Origin of the sequence: Bartonella melophagi K-2C, assembly GCF_000278255.1 — a bacterium.
In the GTDB taxonomy this organism is placed as follows: domain Bacteria; phylum Pseudomonadota; class Alphaproteobacteria; order Rhizobiales; family Rhizobiaceae; genus Bartonella; species Bartonella melophagi.
Genome location: NZ_JH725081.1, coordinates 646,686 through 667,007, shown reverse-complemented (window position 1 = coordinate 667,007; position 20,322 = coordinate 646,686). Strand labels below are relative to the sequence as shown.

The following is a 20,322-nucleotide window of genomic DNA, read 5'->3' as shown; positions in this document are numbered from 1 at the left end:
GAACTCTTAATTTATCTTAAAGCTGATATCGCCGTACCAAATACAGCTACTCATCCAGACAGATTAGATCTCTTAAAGGGTGATTATGATTTTGATATTGGTATGTAAGGTCATGCTATGCCTAAACAACGGCCTCCTCACCTTGTTAAGGAAATTACACGCTATGGTAAAACCATATGGTATGTGCGTATCGGGCATGGTCAAAGGCGTAGAGTGCGTGGAACCTATGGGACACAAGAATTTGTCGACGACTATAAAAAAGCGCTTTCTGAGTTACAAGGATACACACTCCCTAAATCTAAACCTGGTAAACTGGTTGAAGGTAGTTTCATATGGCTCCTAAAACAATATTTTAACAGCGTCACCTGGCATAACCTAGCTCATGCTACGAAAAGACAAAAAGAACTCATTTTAATGAAAGTATCAGATGCTATAGGAGATATTCCGTACAAAGCAATTAAAAAGTCACATATTGTAGCTGGTGTTGAACGACGCAAGGAAACACCAGCAAATGCCCGGAATTTTCTACAAACAGTTAATGGCCTTTTTACGTGGGCCGTTGAACAAGGACTTTTGGAAGATAATCCTGCTTTAGGGGTTAAAAGACCGTCTCTCAAAAACAAGGATGGATTCCCTGCTTGGACGGAAGAAGATATCAATAAATACTATCAACAATGGCCTCTTGGGACTCATGAACGTGTGTGGATTGATGTTCTTCTCTACACAGGCTTACGAAGGGGGGATGTTGTACGCATTGGTTGGAAAGACGTTAAAGATAATGTCATTCATTTAAAAACGGAAAAAAGCAAATTTCAGACAGATGTGTTTCTTCCCATTTTACCCGAATTAGCAAAAACTCTTGAAACGGGTCCCGTCGGAAATGAGACATTTATTTGTGGGAGAGGAGGCAAAAAACTAATCAAAGAAACCTTTGGTAACTTATTTAAAAATGCTTGTAATGAAGCTGGTGTAAAAAAATCAGCACATGGATTGAGAAAATTAGCTGCAACAAGAGCTGCCAATGCAGGGGCTACTGTTGCACAACTTAAGGCAATTTTTGGATGGACCGAAGATGACATGGCATCTCTCTACACAAAAACTGCTGATAGAAAACGACTCGCTATAGAAGCAATTAAAAAGCTTCAAAAAAGTTAGTGTTATGAACCCTAGTCTTAAAAACAAACTAAAAGCTATCAAAATCAGTGATGAAATCAAAGCGACATTTGAGTAGTATCAGAAACCAGAGGACGAATAGATGGTTGTGCCCGTTGCATTGCTTGCCATAAATTATAGTTTGTTTGCATATCTAACCAAAACTTCGCTTTACTAAAACCCGCTAATTCTAATTTAACTGCAAGCTCGGTGCTCATAGAAACATGTCCATTAATAACTCTTGATAGAGAAGCTCTTGTCACATGGAGATGGTCGGCTAATTTTTGTATTGTTATCTCCATTTCTTCCAAAAAAGCTACTTTTAGAACTTCACCTGGATGTGCAGGATTATGCATCATTGTTTTACTTCCTTTCATCAATGGTAATCTTGATAATCAACAAGTTCAACATCTGTTCCGATAAAACGAAAGGTAATGCGCCAATTGCCGTTAACCCATATGGAATAGTAGCCCGCAAATTCACCTTTAAGAGAGTGCATTTTAAAAGCAGGTGCTTTCAGCATTTCAGGGCACGTAGCACTTGTTAAAGCCGTTAAAATAATACGTAACTTTTTTGTGTGAGCTGCTTGAATAGCTTTTGTGGAGCCCGTTGTGTAAAATAATTTTAAGCCTTTATGCTTGAAGCTCACAATTGCCATTACCATTCCTTATCGTATACTATAACTATACGACTACTAATAATAAAAGTCAAGTATCATGTCGACAAATCTGACTATCTAAGAAAAATGGATAGGAATAAGCGATAAAAAGATTTCAAAAAGGTGCGGGATAGAGTGCAAAAAAACTTAATAGAATCAATAAGTACAAGTTCCCTTACCTTTGCAGTAACTTATTGATTTTATTAATAACCGGTACGTCCTCATCACCCACCATTTATTCTATAAGATTTTATTGTTAAATTTAGTGATAATATCACAACATTTCTATTAAAAATTGAAACTCCTTCTCATTTTATTACCAACAACTTTCAATATTCATTGTGCCTTTTCTCTTATCACTCTCTTTTAAATTTTATAGCAAAAATGCTTTATAAGAGTCGTCCATTATATTAAATAATATAGGCAAATTGGACACTATGACAAAACTATAAATACAATAACTTTCTCAATAAAATAAATTAACATTGAAAACATATTTATGAATGTTGAAATAGGCTATATCAATTCTTATTAAGGTTTGTTGATTGTAACTCATTTCAGTATACACTCATCTTGCCAACAAACTTCACTCATAAAAAAGTATAGTAAGTAAAACGGCTATAATCATGTCCCCTTTGTGTAGAAAACATAATTACAGTTATCACTTGAATAATAAATTTTACGCTTATTTTATCAATCATCAGCCTGCTTTACAAAAGTAATATCTTAAAGCTTATAGGTTAACTTCCATTGTTCTATTTTAATAAATTGATGTAGTCTTACCAATATTATATTCACTTTTCTTCTCTATGAACCACCCGACACCTTTAAAGTTATTGAAAGTGTTTTTCTACTTTACGACTCACTTGTATCATGCTTCCATATGGAAATTGTCTTTTTGTTAGCGTAATTTAGTCTTAAATAATAAAGGGGATCTCCTAAAAATGGACCATAAACCAAATTTAGCTGAAGATTATAAAAAGGAATTACAACGTGGATTAGATAATCGCCACGTACAACTTATTGCTATTGGTGGTGCTATCGGAACAGGTCTCTTCATGGGATCAGGCAAAACAATCAGCGTTGCAGGCCCTTCAATTATACTAGTTTACGCCATTATTGGTTGTATTCTCTATTTTGTAATGCGGGCTATGGGAGAATTGTTACTTTCTAATACACAATATCGATCCTTTATGGACTTTTCATCCGAATTATTGGGACCGACTATTGGTTTTTTCATTGGTTGGACTTATTGGTTATGCTGGATTGTAACCGGAGTTGCAGATATTATTGCTATCATTAGTTATGCACAATTTTGGTGGCCTACACTCAACCCATGGATTCCCGTTCCTATTTGTATCCTTTTTTTCTTAATGTTTAACCTTGTAGCCGTAAAATTATTTGGTGAACTTGAATTCTGGTTCGGTCTTATCAAAATCATAGCAATTCTGGTATTAATTATTGTTGGATTTTATATGGTTTTTATCGGTTTTACTTCCCCAAATGGCACTGTTTCCTCTCTTAGTAACTTATGGAATGATGGAAATGTCTTCCCTCGAGGAATCACTGGATTTTTTGCTGGATTTCAAATTGCTATTTTTTCTTTTACTGGCATCGAACTGGCCGGAACAACCGCAGCTGAAGTCAAAGAACCTGAAAAGATATTACCAAAAGCAATCAACTCAATACCTATTCGTATTGTACTCTTTTACATCTTCTCTCTTGTTGTAATTATGTCAGTCATACCTTGGAATCAAGTTGTTCCAGATAAAAGTCCATTTGTAGAAATGTTTTTACTTGCTGGTATTCCAATCTCTGCTGGCATAGTCAATTTTGTCGTTCTCACATCAGCGGCATCTTCTGCAAATAGCGGTATTTTTTCTACTAGCCGTATGATATACGGCCTTGCCACTAAACAGGGAGCTCCTGCTTTTTTAGGAAAACTTTCCAACAACCACGTTCCAGCCAATGCATTAGTCTTCTCTTGCCTGTGCATTTTATTAGGTTACACTTTCTCATCGTTATCTCCAACTGCTATAGGTGCTTTTACAATCGTTACAACCATTTCAGCAATTTTATTTATATTTGTATGGTCTGTGATTTTAATCAGCTATATTACTTACCGCCGCAACTACCCTACGCAACATGATATATCTATCTATAAAATGCCAGGAGGTGTTTTTATGTGCTGGGTTACTCTGGCTTTCTTCGCCTTTATTATCTCTTTATTGACGTTAGAATCCGATACTTTAGCAGCTTTAAAATACACATCACTTTGGTTTGTTTTCTTAAGTATTATGTACTTTATATTTGGAAAGAAGAATTTTATCAGACACAAAAAATAAAGGTTATGCGTAAAAGCACATCATAAAAAAGAGTTTTTGTTACCCAGCTTTATACTTAAGCTTTTTTACACATAACCCAACAAATCTCAGTTACGTTCCTTATCAACCAAAGCATTAGAGCTAATCCAAGGCATCATAGCGCGTAGTTTCTTACCAACTTCTTCAATAGGGTGTGCATTATTTAAACGTCGAATACTTTTAAAACGGGCCGCACCAGCTTTATATTCTTGCATCCAATCTGATGTAAATTTACCTGTTTGAATATCCCTTAAAATACGTTTCATCTCTGTTTTGGCCTTACCATTGATTACGCGTGGACCAGACATATATTCCCCCCATTCCGCTGTATTGGAAATTGAATAATTCATGTTTGCAATACCGCCTTCATAAATGAGATCAACAATCAATTTAACCTCATGTAAACACTCAAAATAAGCCATCTCAGGTGCATAACCTGCTTCTGTCAATGTTTCAAAACCTGCACGAATAAGCTCAACAAGCCCACCACAAAGAACAGCTTGTTCACCAAAAAGATCTGTTTCACATTCTTCTCTAAAAGTTGTTTCAATCACACCGGCACGTCCACCACCAATACCACAAGCATAAGACAACGCCACATCATGCGCATTACCTGAAGCATCCTGTGCAATCGCAATCAAGCAAGGAACACCACCACCGCGTTGATATTCGCCACGCACTGTATGGCCTGGACCTTTGGGAGCAACCATCACAACATCAATGGTTTCCTTAACCTCAATCAAGCCAAAATGAATATTCAAACCATGAGCAAAAGCAATCGCCGCCCCATCACGCAAATAATCATGGACATATTCTTTATAAATATCAGCCTGCAACTCATCAGGTGTTGCCATCATAATAAGGTCTGCCCACTGTGCTGCTTCAGAAACATCAACAACTTTAAAACCATCTGTTTTGATTTTTTTAGCCGTTGCCGATCCTGGACGTAAAGCAATTTGTATATTTTGAACACCAGAATCCTTTAAATTTAACGCGTGTGCACGTCCTTGTGAACCATAACCGATAATTGCTACTTTTTTTTCTTTAATTAAATTAACGTTGGCATCACAATCATAATAAACACGCATGAAAATATTCCTTTATATCCACATTTAATTGAAGCTTAAATGTCTTTCACTCAATAAATAAAGAGTAAAAAACCACTCTACGTATTTTGCACCTTACAAATGCTCAAACTTCCACTCATAATAAGATGGTAATTGAATAATTTTTAAATTCGCATATTGCAAACAACAAAGCTATAAATTCGAAGAATTTTTTTTAAATATATTTAGATCTCAAAATAAATAGTAAAAAATCATAATAAACATGATAACCTAGTCATACTTTGGCATTAAAACCAATCTTACCTACCCTATGATAAAATACAACCGCTCTCCAAAATGATTGATAATCATCTGTACAGTTCCACTTATTTAACAAAAATAATTTTTTAAAGCTTATTTCTTACTTTTATTTTCAGATTAAATAGGTAAATACCATGTTAAACGACTGATAACAATTATAAAAACACCGACTATACAATAAAATATTTACGTCAACCATAAACAATGCACTTGACACATTGTAATATTTTGATTCTACACTTGTTAAAGACTCATTTTAACCTAAAACGAACATCTAATTCGCTATTTGGAATAAAGCTATTAAATCGCAAATAATATCAATCGCGATTTTCTAACGACTATGATTTTGGATAAATCATAAAACAAGCAATTTTTCCGATTTACAAGAAAATTTTACCCCACATTAACAAACTAATATAAGTAAAAATTTATACTAATAAACGAATGAAACGCTGAACAGTCTCATGTACTCCATATTCTAACGCATCAGCGATAAGCCCATGGCCAATGGAAACTTCATCAAGCCAAGGTATTCGATCAACAAGAGCAGGAAGATTAGAAACTGTTAAATCATGTCCTGCATTGATACCTAATTGCAACTTTCTGGCTTTTTTGGCCGCCAATACAAGTTTATCTAACTCCTGCTTCTGTTTTTCTTTATCTTTAAATGCTCCACTATAAGCTCCGGTATAAAACTCTACACGATCGGCATTAATCTTTTTAACAATATCAAGACCTTCTACAACTGGATTAGCAAATAACGAGACACGAACTTTCTTTTCTTTTAAGCGTTGTACAATAGGTGTTAAAAACTCCGCATCATTAGAAAAATCCCAACCATGATCGGATGTCGACTGAGCTGGATCATCAGGCACAAGTGTAATTTGATCAGCATATTTTTCTGCTATATCTAAAAACATATCACTTGGATAACCTTCAATATTAAATTCAGCAGTGGGAAAATTATTGTTAATTAAAAAACGTATATCTGGTAAATCAGAAAAACAAATGTGTCTTTCATCCGGCCGCGGATGAACTGTCAACCCCGCTGCACCAGCTGTAAGTGCTTTATACCCAATATCTGTCACACTCGGCCATGGCAGATGACGCCGATTACGCAAAACAGCAACAGCATTGAGATTAACTGAAAGTTTTACTGCCATACACACTTCCATTTCTATTAAATTTTAAAGACAGAGAAAAATACAATTCCCTGTAAAATCAGGCAATAAAAATTATTTCTCATCCTATCTAACAATTGTTAACTGTTTTGCTGCGCGCGTAATCCCCGTATAAAGCCAACATGCATTCATATCACGAAATGCAAAACTTTCATCAAATAAAACTACATTATCCCATTGAGATCCTTGAGCTTTATGAACAGTCAATGCATACCCATAATCAAAGTCATCATATCTCTTTTTTATTTGCCATGAAATTTCATCTTCAGGATTTTCAAAAATTGCTTTGAGAAGTTTAATTTTTACAACTCCCCATTCGCTTTCTTCCGAATTAACAAGAAGATGAATACCTAGTTTAACAAGTTCCTTCTTTGAAGTCATAACTGTCCACAAAGAGCCATTTAACAAACGTTTTGTTGAATCATTGCGCAAACATACAAGCCTGTCCCCAACCTGCGGATATTTTTCTATAAATCCCTTTAACTCACGCAAACGCCTATTATAAAGATAGCGCGTTCGATTCAGCCCCACCAAAAGTTGATCAGCATCTAATACCAATTGTTGATCAAGTTCTTTGCGCTTAACAACACGTGCTAGCCCATAATCTCCATAAGCAATATCACGCCCCTCACGTACATCCATAGCTAGGCGAATAATTGGATTATCATACGCTTGTCGATGAATTTCTGATAAAAGAAAATCTGGTGTACCACTAGAAAAAAAACCGCCCCCTGATATGGGAGGCAACTGACCTGGATCACCAAGGACAAGAATTGGCGTGCGAAAACTCATCAAATCACGTGCTAATTGTTCATCTACCATTGAACATTCATCGACAACAACAAGCTTAGCCTGCGCAATTGGACTTTGTCGATTTAATGAAAATGTTGGTGTTATAGATGTTTTACCTGTTACTTCATCAGAAACTTCTTGCTCACCACGAGGACAATAAATTAATGAATGGATAGTACGAGCATTACTTGCCCCTTTAGAACGCAAAACTTGTGCTGCTTTACCTGTAAACGCAGCAAACTGAACAGAACCATCTATTGTTTCTGCAAAATAGCGAGCAAGTGTTGTTTTTCCGGTTCCTGCATAGCCAAAAAGGCGAAAAACAGGAGAACTTCCGTCTTTCAACCACGTGGCTACAGCCTTCAGCGCATTATCTTGTTCTGATGAAAACTGCATGGCCTATCAAGACAAGATTCGAGCAAAAAGAGCAAGCATTTTGAAAATAAAAACTATTATCAAAGATAAGCTTATTCCTTATGGTGTTTTAAAATCTCAGCTCATTTTTGAGCCAAACTTTAGTATATTTTATAAACTTCAAAAAACGTAAAGCATTTACCAAATTGATCAATGTTAGATAGGTTTTCAATAATTTAAAAATTAAAATAGTCCATCGTCATACTAATTTTACACAAAATACTTTCACCATATTTACAAAACTTGTACTATCCATCGCCTATAACCCCTTAATTAAGCCTATTCTTATTGAAGAAAAATTCCAATTGACCGACAAATAGCCAAATCAACACATACAATAAACGGCAATAATCTCCATATTCTAAAAATAAATCAATGATATATGCTAAAATATCCGGCTTATTATCAACTTAAAACCGACATACCAATTTCTATTAATCATGATCACAAATAGTGAAATAAGCTGAAATAAAATTTTCAATTGAATATAACAGATTTCAAACTCTCTATACGAATAATTTTCCTGTAACAGGAACAGCATTAGCAACTACTTCATCATTGGCCTCATCAGGCAACAGCATATCATTATGTGCACACCCAGACGGAATCATAGGAAGACAATTTTCTAAATTATCAACATGGCAATCAAATAAAACCGGTTTATCGCAATCAATCATTTGCTGAATTTTATCATCAAGTTCATCTGGTTTTGAGCAACAAATACCAACTGCTCCATAAGCCTGTGCCAATTTAACAAAATCAGGCATCGATTCTATATAAGAATTAGAAAAACGATTGCCGTGTAATAATTGCTGCCACTGGCGGACCATACCCATATACTGATTGTTCAAAATAAAAACCTTTACAGGTGTATTATGCTGAACTGCTGTTGCAAGTTCTTGAATATTCATCTGAATTGAAGCATCACCAGAAACACATATAACAAGTGCATTAGGATGTGCAATTTGAACACCAATAGCAGAAGGAAAACCATACCCCATTGTTCCAAGACCACCAGAAGTCATCCAACGGTTTGGTTCCTCAAAACGACAATATTGTGCAGCCCACATCTGATGTTGCCCAACATCAGTTGTAATATAAGTATTGGCATCTTTGGTAAGAGCATGAAGCCGTTCAAGAGCATATTGCGGCATAATAACATCTTTTTTCTTGACATATACTAATGAATTACGAGCACGCCATTGATTAATTTGTGTCCACCATTCATCCTGACTTTTCTTATTAAATACAGGTTGTAGTGCACACAAATATTGTATCATATTTTTTAAAACATAGGCGACATCCCCAATAATAGGAACGTCTACTTTAACTATTTTATTGATAGAAGAAGGATCAACATCAACGTGTATAATGCGCGCATGAGGTGCAAATGCATCAAGCCGCCCAGTAACACGATCATCAAACCGTGCACCAAGAGCTAACATGACATCACAATGATGCATGGTCATATTAGCTTCATAAGTTCCATGCATTCCGAGCATTCCAAGCCAATTTTTGCCAGAAGCAGAGTAAGCACCAAGCCCCATTAATGTTGAAGTGATCGGAAAATCTCCTAATTGAACTAAATCACGTAAAAGTCGTACAGCTTCAAGTCCTGATGAAATAACACCACCACCAGAATAAATAACAGGTCGTTTAGCTTCTGCTAAAAGAGAAGCAGCATGTTCAATAGCTTTTGTATCCTCTTTTGGTTGGGCATGATAATGTATAGATGTTATAGCTTGAAGCGCCCTGTAAACACCTGAAGCACATTGAATATCTTTAGGAATATCAACTAAAACTGGCCCTGGACGCCCCGATCGAGCAATATGAAATGCTTCATGAATAATTTGTGCAAGATCATTCACATCTTTAACAAGCCAATTATGTTTAGTACAAGACCGCGTAATACTAACTGTATCCGCTTCTTGAAAACCATTTGTTCCAATCAAAGTTGTAGGTACCTGACCAGAAAAACAAACAATAGGGATAGAATCCATCAATGCGTCTTGCAAAGGAGTTACAGCATTGGTTGCTCCCGGACCAGAAGTTACAAGCACAACACCAACTTTTCCGGTACTGCGTGCATAGCCTTCCGCCGCATGACCTGCTGCTTGTTCATGACGCACTAAAATATGTTGAAATGAATCTTGTTTATAAATCGCGTCAAAAATAGGAAGAACAGCTCCACCAGGATAACCAAAAATATGTTCAACCCCCTGATCAATGAGAGCCTGAATTACCATTTCAGCCCCCGACATTATCTTCCCATCTGCTCTCTCTTTTGTTCTTGGATGATCTGTCATTTTTTCTACTCGTCTATTCTTACAGCATAACAAAAAAGGCTCCAAAGGAGCCTATAGCATATAAGGAGAAAATATCATAAATCGAACTTCTTATCTTTATAAGCAACGATAAGAGCACTTTCTATAGACAAAGATTTTAATTTCATTAATGTTATTCGTCAATTGAAAATTGCTTTTTGAAAAATTTTTCATTCAAAATATTCTCTTTTTTTTAAACAATTGTGATATTTTTTCCTACTCTTTGTTTTATGAATAAATGAGATTCCATTTGTCATCAAATTGGTTATTAAACCATGTCATTTGCCTTTTTGCATATCTCCTAGTTTGCATTTTTGCTTCTTCAATAGCATCTTCAAAACTTTTATATCCATCTAAATAAGCCATAAGTTCACGTACCCCTATAGCTTTCATCGCTGGTAGTAAAGGAGAAAGCATGAGCTTCTTCATAGCAATTACTTCTTCTAACACTCCTCTTTCAACCATATGGTTAAACCGCTCATTAATGCGTTCATAAAGTAATTGACGTGGGGGAATAAGAAGAGTTTTCTCTGAACAATCTTGCGCAATTAAGGATCTCGTTTTTTTCTTTTGCCACCAACTTAATCTCTTACCTGTTGATTCATAAACTTCCAAAGCACGAATAATTCGTTGTCCATCTTGTGGAGCAATTTTTTCACAAAGAGCAGCATCAACCTGCAATAACTCATGATAAAGACTTTCAGCTCCTTCCTTATAAAGTCGCATTCGCCATTTTTCTCGTATAGCATCTGGAATAGAAGGGATTTTTGAAATCCCTTCTAAAAGCGCACGAAAATAAAGCCCTGTTCCCCCAACAAAAATAAGTGGTTTTAACGGAAATGAGCTTAAAAGCTTTTCAACATCGCTCGACCATTGCCCTACCGAATAGTTAAAAGCGGGACTTACATAACCATAAAGATAGTGTGGAATAATCAAAGTATCAGCTTTTGTTGGCCTTGCTGTTAAAATATTCAACACATCATAAATCTGCATAGAATCAGTATTAATGATAATAGCATTTTTCTCTTGAGCTATTTTAAATGCAAGTTTTGACTTTCCGCTTGCCGTTGGACCAGCTATCAATGTAACCATTCTCTGTGTCATGAATGGAAGCCTTTTATATCCATTAATCAATCACTTAATTGCAATGCCCATCATTAATATTAAATTCAGTATTTACCTATAACGTTGTAAATAGAATTCCTTAAAATGTGAACACAAGAAGCATTGACACACTTAAATAAAGAGAAAAAGCTAACGCAACAGTATTTTTATTCTTTAAAAGGTAAAACAAGCAATACAATAATTCTAAAATAAGATTAAAGCATTACGATTAATAAAGAAATTAAAACTACTCTCTATAAAAACTTTTTTTTGTACGTATGAATTTCAATTACGATAAAATATATTCTAAATGGGTTAAAAATTAGAATTTGCATACAGATATTGTTAACATTACTGCGTTATCTATAAACGATAACAGCTCTTTTTAATTGGCATTACGCATAAAAGCACTGCCTTATAAAAATTATTTTTTACAACGAAAACAAAGGTATTGCAAAACATCAATCCATTCGGATTGTTACAAATCGCAATTCTCCATCAGGACGAGCAATAATAAATAAAGCGTTTTTGCGTCCTGCTTCACGTAATTTATGAAAACGTTTTTTAGCATCATCAACTGTTGTGACCGCACTTTGATTGATATCAACTATTACTTCACCAACTCCAATACGTTTTTTATCAGCCGCACTATCTCGTGCTACAGATGTTACAACTAATCCATTAAGCTTATCATTAATTGAATAACGTTGGCGTAAATCAGAGTTAAGTGCCAATAATGTCATGCCCATAAGCTGCATTGTAATAGTATCTGCGCTACTTTTTTTCTTATCAGATTTTTCCGCTTTATTTTCATTTGAATCAGTTTCAACTAAACGACCAAGTTTAACTTTTACTGTTTTTTCCTGTCCATCACGTAAAACCGTAATATTTACCACTTTCCCTACAGGACTTTCTGCTGCTAAACGCGGTAAATCACGTGCATTCTTTATTTTAGTATTCTCAAAATAAAGGATAACATCACCAACGTGTAATTGGCTATTATCTACTTTTGCATGTTCGATTTTACCCGCAACTAATGCCCCAACAGCCTGGTCTAATTTCAAACTTTCTGCAATATCATCTGTTACAGGTTGAATACGAATAGCCAACCAACCGCGTCTTACTTCCCCAAAATCACGCAATTGATTGATAATAGAAATAGCCATATCAGATGGTATAGCAAAACCAATCCCAATTGATCCTCCAGAAGGCGAAACAATTGCTGTATTAATGCCAATCACTTCACCATTTCTATCAAATAATGGACCTCCAGAATTTCCTCGGTTAATTGCTGCATCTGTTTGAATAAAATTATCATAAGGACCAGCATTAAGATCACGATTACGTGCAGAAATAATTCCAACCGTTACACTACCACCAAAACCAAAAGGGTTACCGATAGCCATAACCCAATCACCAATACGTACTTTTTCTGAATTACCAAAACGTACAGCTGTTAATTTTTTGCTTCCTGGTGTTACCTGAAGTAAAGCTAAATCTGTCTTACTATCTTTTCCAAGTAATTTCGCTTTTAGCTTTGTGCCATCAGTAAAATTAACCTCAATATCATCAGCATCTACGATAACGTGGTAATTTGTAACAATAAGCCCTTTTTGCGCATCAATTATAAAACCTGATCCCAGAGAACGTACTTTTTGAAACTGACTCCTCTCCTGACCATCTTTTGGTGTAAAAAAATCATCAAAATACTCCTGTAGTAATGAATCTTTCGAAATAACAGGAGCAGGAGTATGTTCATCTTGCTCAGTCCCATAAACTATTTGCGTTGTAGAAATATTTACGACTGTATCTAAAAGGGTAGCAGCTAAATCAGGAACTGATAATGATATATCTTTCTGTAAAGTAACATTAGACCAACTTACTGATCTTAATAAAGACAAAACCATACAGATAATGATTATCGTGACAAAGCGTTTCAGTAACATATTTCTACCTATAACATGCGTCTGCTTAATGCCGAAAAAAGCATTATTAAATTCATTTCTGCAAAACTAACATGTCCATTACAATACCATACAAACTTCATCATAAAAGAAAATGGCCACACGTTAAGCTTTTAATGAAAAAGCAAAGCCCACAGCTGTGATCTATTTCTTCATTTTTTATCAGTTTTATTACCCCATATCAACCATCAGTGCTAACATTTGATTTTGTTTGCGGTAAATTACGGAAATAGAAAAAGAAATCCTCCTTTGATGAAATCACCATCGAAGTTTGCTCCAAATTCTTATACTGCTCCATTGCCAACCAAAAATCATAAAACGATGGATTGGTTTTTCTAGCATTTAATAAAAGACGAATACTTTCAGCCTGCCCTTCACCACGTGTAATTTCAGCATCACGTTTTGCTGCTGCTACAATTTCTTCATATTCACGGTTAGCTTCTGCCACAATACGATCTCTCTCTTGTTGACCACGAGCACGAATATTTTCCGCAGCTGCCTCACGTTCAGCCGCCATTTGTCGATATACATCTTCAGAAACAGCATCAGTTAAATCGGTTTTACGAATACGCACATCAACAATAGTAATACCCAACGAACCTGCATCCACAGAAAATTGTCGTTGTACCTCAGCCATCATTGCTCCACGTTCGTCCGATAAAGCTGCTTTGAATTCTCGTTTACCGTAAACAGCGCGCAAAGCATCAATAAAACGTGGTGCAAGATTTTCACGCGCAGCAATGTGTGGACGGCCCGATGCAATGCGTTGCAAGAACAACTTAGGATCTGTAATGCAATAGATAAAGAATGCATCTACTTCATAATAGGCACCACCACGCACTTGCACAGATTGTGTAGGCAAATCATAACGCAACAGCCGGTTATCAATAATAACTGTCTGATCCAAAAAAGGGACCTTAAAATAGATACCAGGATTAGATTCTACTTTAACGATCTGTCCAAAACGCTTAATCGCCACCTGCTGACGAGGATAAACAATAAAAATAGATGCCCATAAAGTAATAAGAGCAAATACTATAATACCCAAAATAAAAAAGAAACGAAATTGCTGCATAATTAACGCCCTCCAGAAACACTAGGCCCCAATAATAATGAGGAATGTGTTGATGTTGTCGCTGTTTTTTCTGATGAATTACGCAACAATTCATTCAGTGGTAAATAAGGTATTGCTGGAGAATCTGTTTGATTCAAAACTAATTTATTAGGTGAAGAAAGAATACGCCCCATTGTTTCCATATAAAAACGGTAGCGAACAGCCTCAGGCGCAATTGCAGCCTCACGAGCTATAGCTTGAAAATGTTGAGCACGCCCTGTTGCTTCTTCAATCATCCGTGCTTTTTCACCTTTTGCAATTTCCCGTGTGCGTGAAGCTTCACCATTAGCTAAGCCAATCTTAGTAAAACGCACACGATTACCCTCCTCAATCATCCGCCCACGTTCCTGCTCTGCTTGTTGGACAGAGTTAAACGCAGCAGCAACTTTAGTAGGGGGAGCAGCCTCACTAATTGATACACGGTTTATTTCTACACCAAGTTGATATTTATTTGCAGTTAACTGAATAATCTTTCTGACATCATCAGCCACTTCTTCTTTCTTATCGCGTAAAACATCATCAACAGGTCGTGAACCAATCACTTCGCGCATTGCACTCTCAGCAACCTGACGTACTGTTCCTTCTTGATCGCTCACATTAAATAAAAATTGGCTAGGATTTGAAATCCTATAATATACAGAAAAATTTACATTAACAATATTTTGGTCGCTTGAAAGCATCAAACCTTCACTTTGTTGTGCCTGATTAGACTGGCTACCAATCGCAATTGTTTTCTCCGTTAAAGGCACTTTCATATAGGTTTCAATTGGCCAAAAATGAAAATGCAAACCATCACCAACGACGCCTGTTTTAGGAACACCAAAGCGCAATTCTACTGCCTGTTCATTTTGCTGCACAATATAAATAGACTGAAATAACCAAAAAAGAATAGCAAACAAAACTAACACAATGAAAATACCGCTCTCACCAAACTGCTTAAGCTGATGCTGCCCCTTACGCAGAATATCATCAATATTAGAGCCATTATCACCACCGCTATTGCCACCAGAACCGAAAGGATTCTTAGGTGGTAATTTTTTATCACCACCAAGTTTATTTCTATCGCCGCCCCATGGGCCATTGCCATTTTGATTTGTCCAGGGCATCATCACCTCTTTAATAGTGCTATGAATCACAACCAACCATTTTCAAAACTTAACCATTGACCTTATAGAAGGTCTATGACCTGTTTACAATCAATCTATAAATTCTTTCATTTAAATGGCTACTGCCGTTCATAAATTACAAAACGCGTCGGATAATTGTCTTTGTCTCCTTGTGGAATATATTGTGTTTCAATAATAGTCCACTTTTCTTTATCAAAAATGGGAAAAAAACTATCACCTTCAATAGATGCAAAAATTTCTGTTAAGAATATTTTATGAGCAATCACTAATCCTTGTTGAAAAATTTCACCACCCCCAATAATAAAAACTGCATCTACACCATTTTGAGTGGCCACCTCTTCTGCTATACCACAAGCTTGAGACAAAGAGTAAGCGATAACAGCACCTTCAGCTGTAAAAGTATGATTGCGCGTAATTACAATATTTGTGCGCCCTGGTAAGGGACGCCCAAGAGAATCCCAAGTTTTCCGCCCCATAATAATGGGCTTACCCAAAGTCAAAGCCTTAAAACGCTGCAAATCTGTTGATAAACGCCAAGGCATTGTGCCTTCACAACCGATAACACCATTTTGAGCAACAGCCGCAATTAAATAAACTGGAAGCTTCATACTGCCACCGGCGCTTTGATATGAGGTTGAGCTTCATAATTAAGCAAGTTAAAATCTTCAAATTTAAAAGAAAAAAGATCTGCTATCTCTGGATTTATAAACATCACAGGTAAAACACCCGGTGTACGGGATAATTGCTGTTTTGCCTGTTCAAAATGGTTAACATAAAGGTGAGCATCGCCAAGAGTGTGAATAAAATCTCCCACTTTCAAACCAGTAACTTGAGCAACCATCATCGTTAATAACGCATAAGAAGCAATGTTGAATGGAACCCCTAAAAAAATATCTGCCGAACGCTGATAAAGTTGGCATGACAATTTGCCATCAGAAACATAAAATTGGAATAAACAATGGCAAGGTGGTAAAGCCATTTCCTCTATTAATGCAGGATTCCATGCTGATACAATCAAACGGCGCGAATCAGGATTTGTGTTAATCATATCTAAAAGATTATTGATTTGATCAATATAATGCCCATCAGGTGTAGGCCAAGAACGCCACTGAAAACCATAAATAGGACCAAGATTTCCATCTTTATCGGCCCATTCATCCCAAATAGATACGCCATGTTCCTTTAGCCACGCAATATTTGTATCGCCTTTAAGAAACCACAAAAGCTCATAAATAATTGAACGCAAATGCAACTTTTTTGTTGTTAAAAGTGGAAATCCTGCTTGCAAATTAAATCGCATCTGATATCCAAAAATCGATCGCGTTCCCACACCTGTCCTATCTAAACGATCAACACCGTTACTTAAAACATGGGATAAAAGATCAAGATAAACTTTCATAAAAGTATTATGGCTGATTCTACTTATTACAGGAAACTGAAATTCCAAAATTCATAAAAACACAATTTAAATAAACCAAAAAGCACCTTTCACAGGAAATTATTATTATGTAATCTAAATTTTGATGACGTAAAAGATAAAATACTGTAAAAGGAAATAAGCCAATATGAACTCAAGAGGGATAATATGGAAAATAATGTAACTTTAGCAGCACATGATACAAAAAAACGTATTATATCTATTGTATCTAGTGCATCAGGTAATCTGGTAGAATGGTATGACTTTTATGTTTACTCCTTTGCTTCTATTTACTTTGCGTCGCAATTTTTTCCCTCAGATGGTGATGTTGTTGCCCAACTCTTAAAAACTGCCGCAATCTTTTTTATTGGTTTTCTTATGCGCCCAATTGGTGGATGGCTTTTTGGTTATATCGCTGACCGTTATGGCCGCAAACGTTCAATGCTTATTTCTGTTTTTATGATGTGCGGAGGTTCATTTTTAATTGCTATACTTCCCACATACGAAACTATCGGAGCAACAGCAGCAGTTCTTCTTCTCTTACTTCGTATGCTTCAAGGACTTTCTGTTGGCGGTGAATACGGTACGACAGCAACTTATATGAGTGAAGTTGCTCTTAAAAATCACCGGGGCTTCTTTAGTTCTTTCCAATATACTACACTGATTGGTGGTCAGCTTCTAGCTAGCCTTGTTATATTTATTCTGGCACTTTATCTTACAGAAGATCAGTTAAAAGCGTGGGGGTGGCGTATTCCATTTGCCATTGGTGGACTAGCAGCGATTGTTGCGATTTTTTTACGTCGTACTCTCCATGAAACAACCACTGAAGAAAGTCGTTTAAAAAAACAAGCAGGTAGCCTTATGGAACTTCTGCGCAACCATAGAAAAGCTTTCTTTTTGGTTATTGGTTTTACAGCTGGAGGATCACTCACATTTTATACCTATACAACTTATATGCAAAAGTATTTGATCACTACCAGCGGGTTTGACAAACACACAGCTACAACCATAATGACAATAGCTCTTTTTGTTTTTATGTTATTCCAGCCAGCATTTGGTGCTTTAGCTGACAAAATTGGAACAAAAGCTTCACTCTTTATGTGGAGTCTTTTATCTATCATTTTCACCATTCCCGGACTTAAGATAATTGGTAACACCAATAATATGTGGGTTGCCTTATCAATTATTATTGGAATGCTATGCATTCTAAGTTTCTACACATCCATTTCTGGTATTATAAAGGCAGACATGTTCCCTTCTTCAGTTCGTGCAATAGGGGTTGGTTTATCTTACGCCATTGCTAACGCGCTATTTGGTGGTTCTGCCGAATCTGTAGCACTTGGATTAAAAGATATTGGATATGGATCCGTCTTCTATTTTTATATAACCGGCATGATGATAATTGCATTCATCGCAATTGTTTTGATGCCAGATCCTCGAAAAAATGGATATCTTCAAAAAGATGAAATCCAGTAAGCTTTTCATTTTTTAAAAACATCAATTTAAAAAGCCCAGTTTTCTCGGGCTTTTTTTGACTGTATAAAATAGTTTATAGTTTGACGCTAAAATCTCAAATTTTATCAAGTGCATTTGCTTTTTTAGTAACTATAATAAAAAGCTGTATAATTTTTCACAATTTCTCAATATCATACCATCGCTTTTGGAATAGCCGTTTCAGTGTTTTGTTTTTATCATCCAATAAGTTTTGCGTTCACTTCACACTCTCTTTTATCCAGCAGAAAGTGGCTGCATTTAGTTACCTATAGTCAAAGCTAAGCGATATCTAAGCATTTTTTTAGCCTACCTCATCAAAATCGTTTTATATAAGTTACCCTACTAAATAATATGTCATTTCATACATAAAACTAAGAATGAATAATTACACTTTACAATCACATTATAAAATCTTGAAACCTATCAATAATGAAAAGATTTAAAATATTAACAATTCCCTCTTTCCCAAAGACTGTTCTTCATCTATATTTAAAGTGTTGGTTTTCCAGCTATGGTAATAAATGGACAATGGAATAAACTCATTGGACCCGGGGGCGGTACCCGGCGCCTCCACCAAAATATAATCAACAAAGTTTATACTTTGGTGGGGGCGAAATAGGATCGACAAGGGTGTAAAGATTGCTCTTTTACTCGGCATTGTACCACCGTCATCGGACTAAATTAGTAGTTGCAAACGACAACTATGCGGAAGTACGTCTCGCTGCTTAAGCAGTGCGAAGGCTTCAAATTAAGCCTTAAACCGTCGCAGGTTTAAGCGGGGTTCGGAGGCACCTGGCAACAGAAGCCTTCACTTTTATAAGTATTTATTTTGATCGACAAGATATATGAATTATTATCAAATATGTGGTAGAAAAATATTGCCAGCTTAAAGAAATATTTCGCTTGCACTATATTACTTGCACTTCAATAACTGCATAAATTAAAAGGAATAAACTTCAATGGTTCAAGATCAAATCCGTTACGATATTCTCGTTCAGGATGCGCTCCGTGGAGTTATCCGCAAAGTTTTGCTAGAAGTCGCTAAAGCAGGTCTTCCGGGTAATCATCACTTTTTTATTACCTTTTCAACAAAAGCACCAGCAGTCAAAATTTCTTCTCGACTCAAAAGTCGTTATCCTGATCAAATGACAATCGTATTACAACATCAATTTAGAGACTTGAACGTATCAGAAACCGCTTTTGAAGTCACTTTATCCTTTGGAGAAATTACTGAAAAATTAATTATTCCTTTTGCCTCCATTCAAGTTTTTTATGACCCTATAGCGGCATTTGAAGCGGCATTTGATTTGCCCGCTAATCCCGCCTCTGAAGAAAATGAAAATCCAGAAAGTGCTCTACATACATCCGATATTTCTTTAAACAAACAAAAAACAGAAAATGAGCTCATAAAAACACAGAATCTCAAAATGGATAAAGAACCTTCAAACAATGATACCAAACAAAGTGCTGATGTTGTTTCTTTAGACTCTTTTCGAAAAAATAAATGAATCTGTCCATGACTAAAGTGATTAACCTTCGCCAATTTCGAAAACAGCAGAAACGTATTGAGCAAATTACTCGTGCAGAGGAAAATCGTTATCGTTTTGGACGAACAAAACTTGAGAAACTTTTTGATAAAAAAGAACTTTTAAAAACTCAAAAATTTCTTGATCAAAACCATCTATCTAACAATGATGAGAAAAAAGAGGAAAATAAATGTTTGGTCAAAAACAGCTCATAAAAAACTATTCGCTTATATTGATAAGCTTTTTACAAGTAGATTTTTAGAATAACCATTTCAGAGATAAAAAATAGTTCGCAAAAAAAATAATTTTTATATTTAATGACCCT

The 20,322-nt window shown here is 35.8% G+C and carries 17 protein-coding genes and 1 other RNA gene; 6 read left to right on the top strand and 12 right to left on the bottom strand.

Annotation, left to right across the window (positions count from 1 at the left end; genetic code table 11):
* Positions 1 to 117: 117 nt before the first annotated feature.
* A complete protein-coding gene (locus ME3_RS02755; RefSeq protein ID WP_007476919.1) occupies positions 118 to 1,155 on the top strand; it encodes a tyrosine-type recombinase/integrase in 1,038 nt (345 codons plus the stop codon).
* Between the two features lie 56 nt (positions 1,156 to 1,211).
* Here the strand turns inward: ME3_RS02755 and ME3_RS02750 are convergent, their stop codons facing one another.
* Positions 1,212 to 1,511 carry a HigA family addiction module antitoxin gene (locus ME3_RS02750; RefSeq protein ID WP_007476918.1) on the bottom strand — a complete coding sequence of 100 codons (300 nt, stop codon included), beginning with the start codon at positions 1,509 to 1,511 and terminating at the stop codon, positions 1,212 to 1,214.
* A gap of 17 nt (positions 1,512 to 1,528) precedes the next feature.
* Complete coding sequence (locus tag ME3_RS02745; RefSeq protein WP_007476916.1) at positions 1,529 to 1,810, bottom strand: type II toxin-antitoxin system RelE/ParE family toxin; 282 nt, start codon at positions 1,808 to 1,810, stop codon at positions 1,529 to 1,531.
* Positions 1,811 to 2,754: 944 nt separating this feature from the next.
* On the opposite strand from ME3_RS02745, the gene cycA reads away from it, so the two are divergent.
* Complete coding sequence (cycA, locus tag ME3_RS02740; RefSeq protein ID WP_007476914.1) at positions 2,755 to 4,155, top strand: D-serine/D-alanine/glycine transporter; 1,401 nt, start codon at positions 2,755 to 2,757, stop codon at positions 4,153 to 4,155.
* An 86-nt stretch (positions 4,156 to 4,241) separates the two neighbouring features.
* Here cycA and ilvC read toward each other — a convergent pair whose 3' ends face one another.
* From ilvC to ME3_RS02690, 10 genes are all read right to left on the bottom strand, one after another.
* Positions 4,242 to 5,261 carry a ketol-acid reductoisomerase gene (gene ilvC, locus ME3_RS02735; RefSeq protein WP_007476911.1) on the bottom strand — a complete coding sequence of 340 codons (1,020 nt, stop codon included), beginning with the start codon at positions 5,259 to 5,261 and terminating at the stop codon, positions 4,242 to 4,244.
* A gap of 707 nt (positions 5,262 to 5,968) precedes the next feature.
* Entirely contained in the window at positions 5,969 to 6,703 is a 735-nt protein-coding gene (locus tag ME3_RS02730) for a pyridoxine 5'-phosphate synthase (RefSeq protein WP_007476910.1), read from the bottom strand.
* A gap of 84 nt (positions 6,704 to 6,787) precedes the next feature.
* Positions 6,788 to 7,909, bottom strand: a complete 1,122-nt coding sequence (locus ME3_RS02725; RefSeq protein WP_007476907.1) for an ATP-dependent DNA helicase — start codon at positions 7,907 to 7,909, stop codon at positions 6,788 to 6,790.
* A gap of 524 nt (positions 7,910 to 8,433) precedes the next feature.
* Entirely contained in the window at positions 8,434 to 10,233 is a 1,800-nt protein-coding gene (locus ME3_RS02720; protein WP_007476906.1) for an acetolactate synthase 3 large subunit, read from the bottom strand.
* A 246-nt stretch (positions 10,234 to 10,479) separates the two neighbouring features.
* Positions 10,480 to 11,355 (bottom strand): tRNA (adenosine(37)-N6)-dimethylallyltransferase MiaA, encoded by an 876-nt coding sequence (miaA, locus tag ME3_RS02715; protein WP_007476904.1) that lies wholly within the window; start codon positions 11,353 to 11,355, stop codon positions 10,480 to 10,482.
* A 461-nt stretch (positions 11,356 to 11,816) separates the two neighbouring features.
* Positions 11,817 to 13,301 (bottom strand): Do family serine endopeptidase, encoded by a 1,485-nt coding sequence (locus tag ME3_RS02710; RefSeq protein ID WP_007476902.1) that lies wholly within the window; start codon positions 13,299 to 13,301, stop codon positions 11,817 to 11,819.
* A 199-nt stretch (positions 13,302 to 13,500) separates the two neighbouring features.
* The gene (gene hflC / locus ME3_RS02705; RefSeq protein WP_007476899.1) at positions 13,501 to 14,394 is read right to left on the bottom strand and encodes a protease modulator HflC; all 894 of its coding nucleotides are present in this window, start codon (positions 14,392 to 14,394) and stop codon (positions 13,501 to 13,503) included.
* A 2-nt stretch (positions 14,395 to 14,396) separates the two neighbouring features.
* Positions 14,397 to 15,539: an FtsH protease activity modulator HflK gene (gene hflK / locus ME3_RS02700; RefSeq protein WP_007476898.1), complete on the bottom strand. Its 1,143-nt coding sequence runs from the start codon at positions 15,537 to 15,539 to the stop codon at positions 14,397 to 14,399.
* A gap of 119 nt (positions 15,540 to 15,658) precedes the next feature.
* A complete protein-coding gene (locus ME3_RS02695; protein ID WP_007476896.1) occupies positions 15,659 to 16,168 on the bottom strand; it encodes a dihydrofolate reductase in 510 nt (169 codons plus the stop codon).
* Positions 16,165 to 16,959 (bottom strand): thymidylate synthase, encoded by a 795-nt coding sequence (locus tag ME3_RS02690; RefSeq protein ID WP_007476895.1) that lies wholly within the window; start codon positions 16,957 to 16,959, stop codon positions 16,165 to 16,167. Before ME3_RS02690 ends, ME3_RS02695 begins: the two co-directional genes overlap by 4 nt.
* A 186-nt stretch (positions 16,960 to 17,145) precedes the next feature.
* Between ME3_RS02690 and ME3_RS02685 the strand changes: the two genes are divergently transcribed.
* From ME3_RS02685 to ME3_RS02675, 4 genes are all read left to right on the top strand, one after another.
* Positions 17,146 to 18,453, top strand: coding sequence for an MFS family transporter (locus ME3_RS02685; protein ID WP_007476893.1), 1,308 nt, complete (start codon positions 17,146 to 17,148; stop codon positions 18,451 to 18,453).
* Positions 18,454 to 18,928: 475 nt separating this feature from the next.
* Positions 18,929 to 19,284: a transfer-messenger RNA gene (gene ssrA, locus ME3_RS06815) on the top strand.
* 146 nt (positions 19,285 to 19,430) lie between these two features.
* Positions 19,431 to 19,979 (top strand): SspB family protein, encoded by a 549-nt coding sequence (locus ME3_RS02680; RefSeq protein WP_007476891.1) that lies wholly within the window; start codon positions 19,431 to 19,433, stop codon positions 19,977 to 19,979.
* A gap of 8 nt (positions 19,980 to 19,987) precedes the next feature.
* Positions 19,988 to 20,212: a DUF4169 family protein gene (locus ME3_RS02675; RefSeq protein WP_051011126.1), complete on the top strand. Its 225-nt coding sequence runs from the start codon at positions 19,988 to 19,990 to the stop codon at positions 20,210 to 20,212.
* Positions 20,213 to 20,322 lie beyond the last annotated feature (110 nt).

What these genes read in the sequence shown, in the direction of transcription:
- ilvC (WP_007476911.1), bottom strand. Translation starts at nt 5,261, where the DNA reads ATGCGTGTTTATTATGATTGTGATGCCAACGTTAATTTAATTAAAGAA.
- ME3_RS02695 (WP_007476896.1), bottom strand. Translation starts at nt 16,168, where the DNA reads ATGAAGCTTCCAGTTTATTTAATTGCGGCTGTTGCTCAAAATGGTGTT.
- ME3_RS02750 (WP_007476918.1), bottom strand. Translation starts at nt 1,511, where the DNA reads ATGATGCATAATCCTGCACATCCAGGTGAAGTTCTAAAAGTAGCTTTT.
- ME3_RS02675 (WP_051011126.1), top strand. Translation starts at nt 19,988, where the DNA reads ATGACTAAAGTGATTAACCTTCGCCAATTTCGAAAACAGCAGAAACGT.
- ME3_RS02690 (WP_007476895.1), bottom strand. Translation starts at nt 16,959, where the DNA reads ATGAAAGTTTATCTTGATCTTTTATCCCATGTTTTAAGTAACGGTGTT.
- ME3_RS02730 (WP_007476910.1), bottom strand. Translation starts at nt 6,703, where the DNA reads ATGGCAGTAAAACTTTCAGTTAATCTCAATGCTGTTGCTGTTTTGCGT.
- miaA (WP_007476904.1), bottom strand. Translation starts at nt 11,355, where the DNA reads ATGACACAGAGAATGGTTACATTGATAGCTGGTCCAACGGCAAGCGGA.
- hflC (WP_007476899.1), bottom strand. Translation starts at nt 14,394, where the DNA reads ATGCAGCAATTTCGTTTCTTTTTTATTTTGGGTATTATAGTATTTGCT.
- ME3_RS02685 (WP_007476893.1), top strand. Translation starts at nt 17,146, where the DNA reads ATGGAAAATAATGTAACTTTAGCAGCACATGATACAAAAAAACGTATT.
- hflK (WP_007476898.1), bottom strand. Translation starts at nt 15,539, where the DNA reads ATGCCCTGGACAAATCAAAATGGCAATGGCCCATGGGGCGGCGATAGA.
- cycA (WP_007476914.1), top strand. Translation starts at nt 2,755, where the DNA reads ATGGACCATAAACCAAATTTAGCTGAAGATTATAAAAAGGAATTACAA.
- ME3_RS02725 (WP_007476907.1), bottom strand. Translation starts at nt 7,909, where the DNA reads ATGCAGTTTTCATCAGAACAAGATAATGCGCTGAAGGCTGTAGCCACG.
- ME3_RS02710 (WP_007476902.1), bottom strand. Translation starts at nt 13,301, where the DNA reads ATGTTACTGAAACGCTTTGTCACGATAATCATTATCTGTATGGTTTTG.
- ME3_RS02745 (WP_007476916.1), bottom strand. Translation starts at nt 1,810, where the DNA reads ATGGCAATTGTGAGCTTCAAGCATAAAGGCTTAAAATTATTTTACACA.
- ME3_RS02680 (WP_007476891.1), top strand. Translation starts at nt 19,431, where the DNA reads ATGGTTCAAGATCAAATCCGTTACGATATTCTCGTTCAGGATGCGCTC.
- ME3_RS02720 (WP_007476906.1), bottom strand. Translation starts at nt 10,233, where the DNA reads ATGACAGATCATCCAAGAACAAAAGAGAGAGCAGATGGGAAGATAATG.
- ME3_RS02755 (WP_007476919.1), top strand. Translation starts at nt 118, where the DNA reads ATGCCTAAACAACGGCCTCCTCACCTTGTTAAGGAAATTACACGCTAT.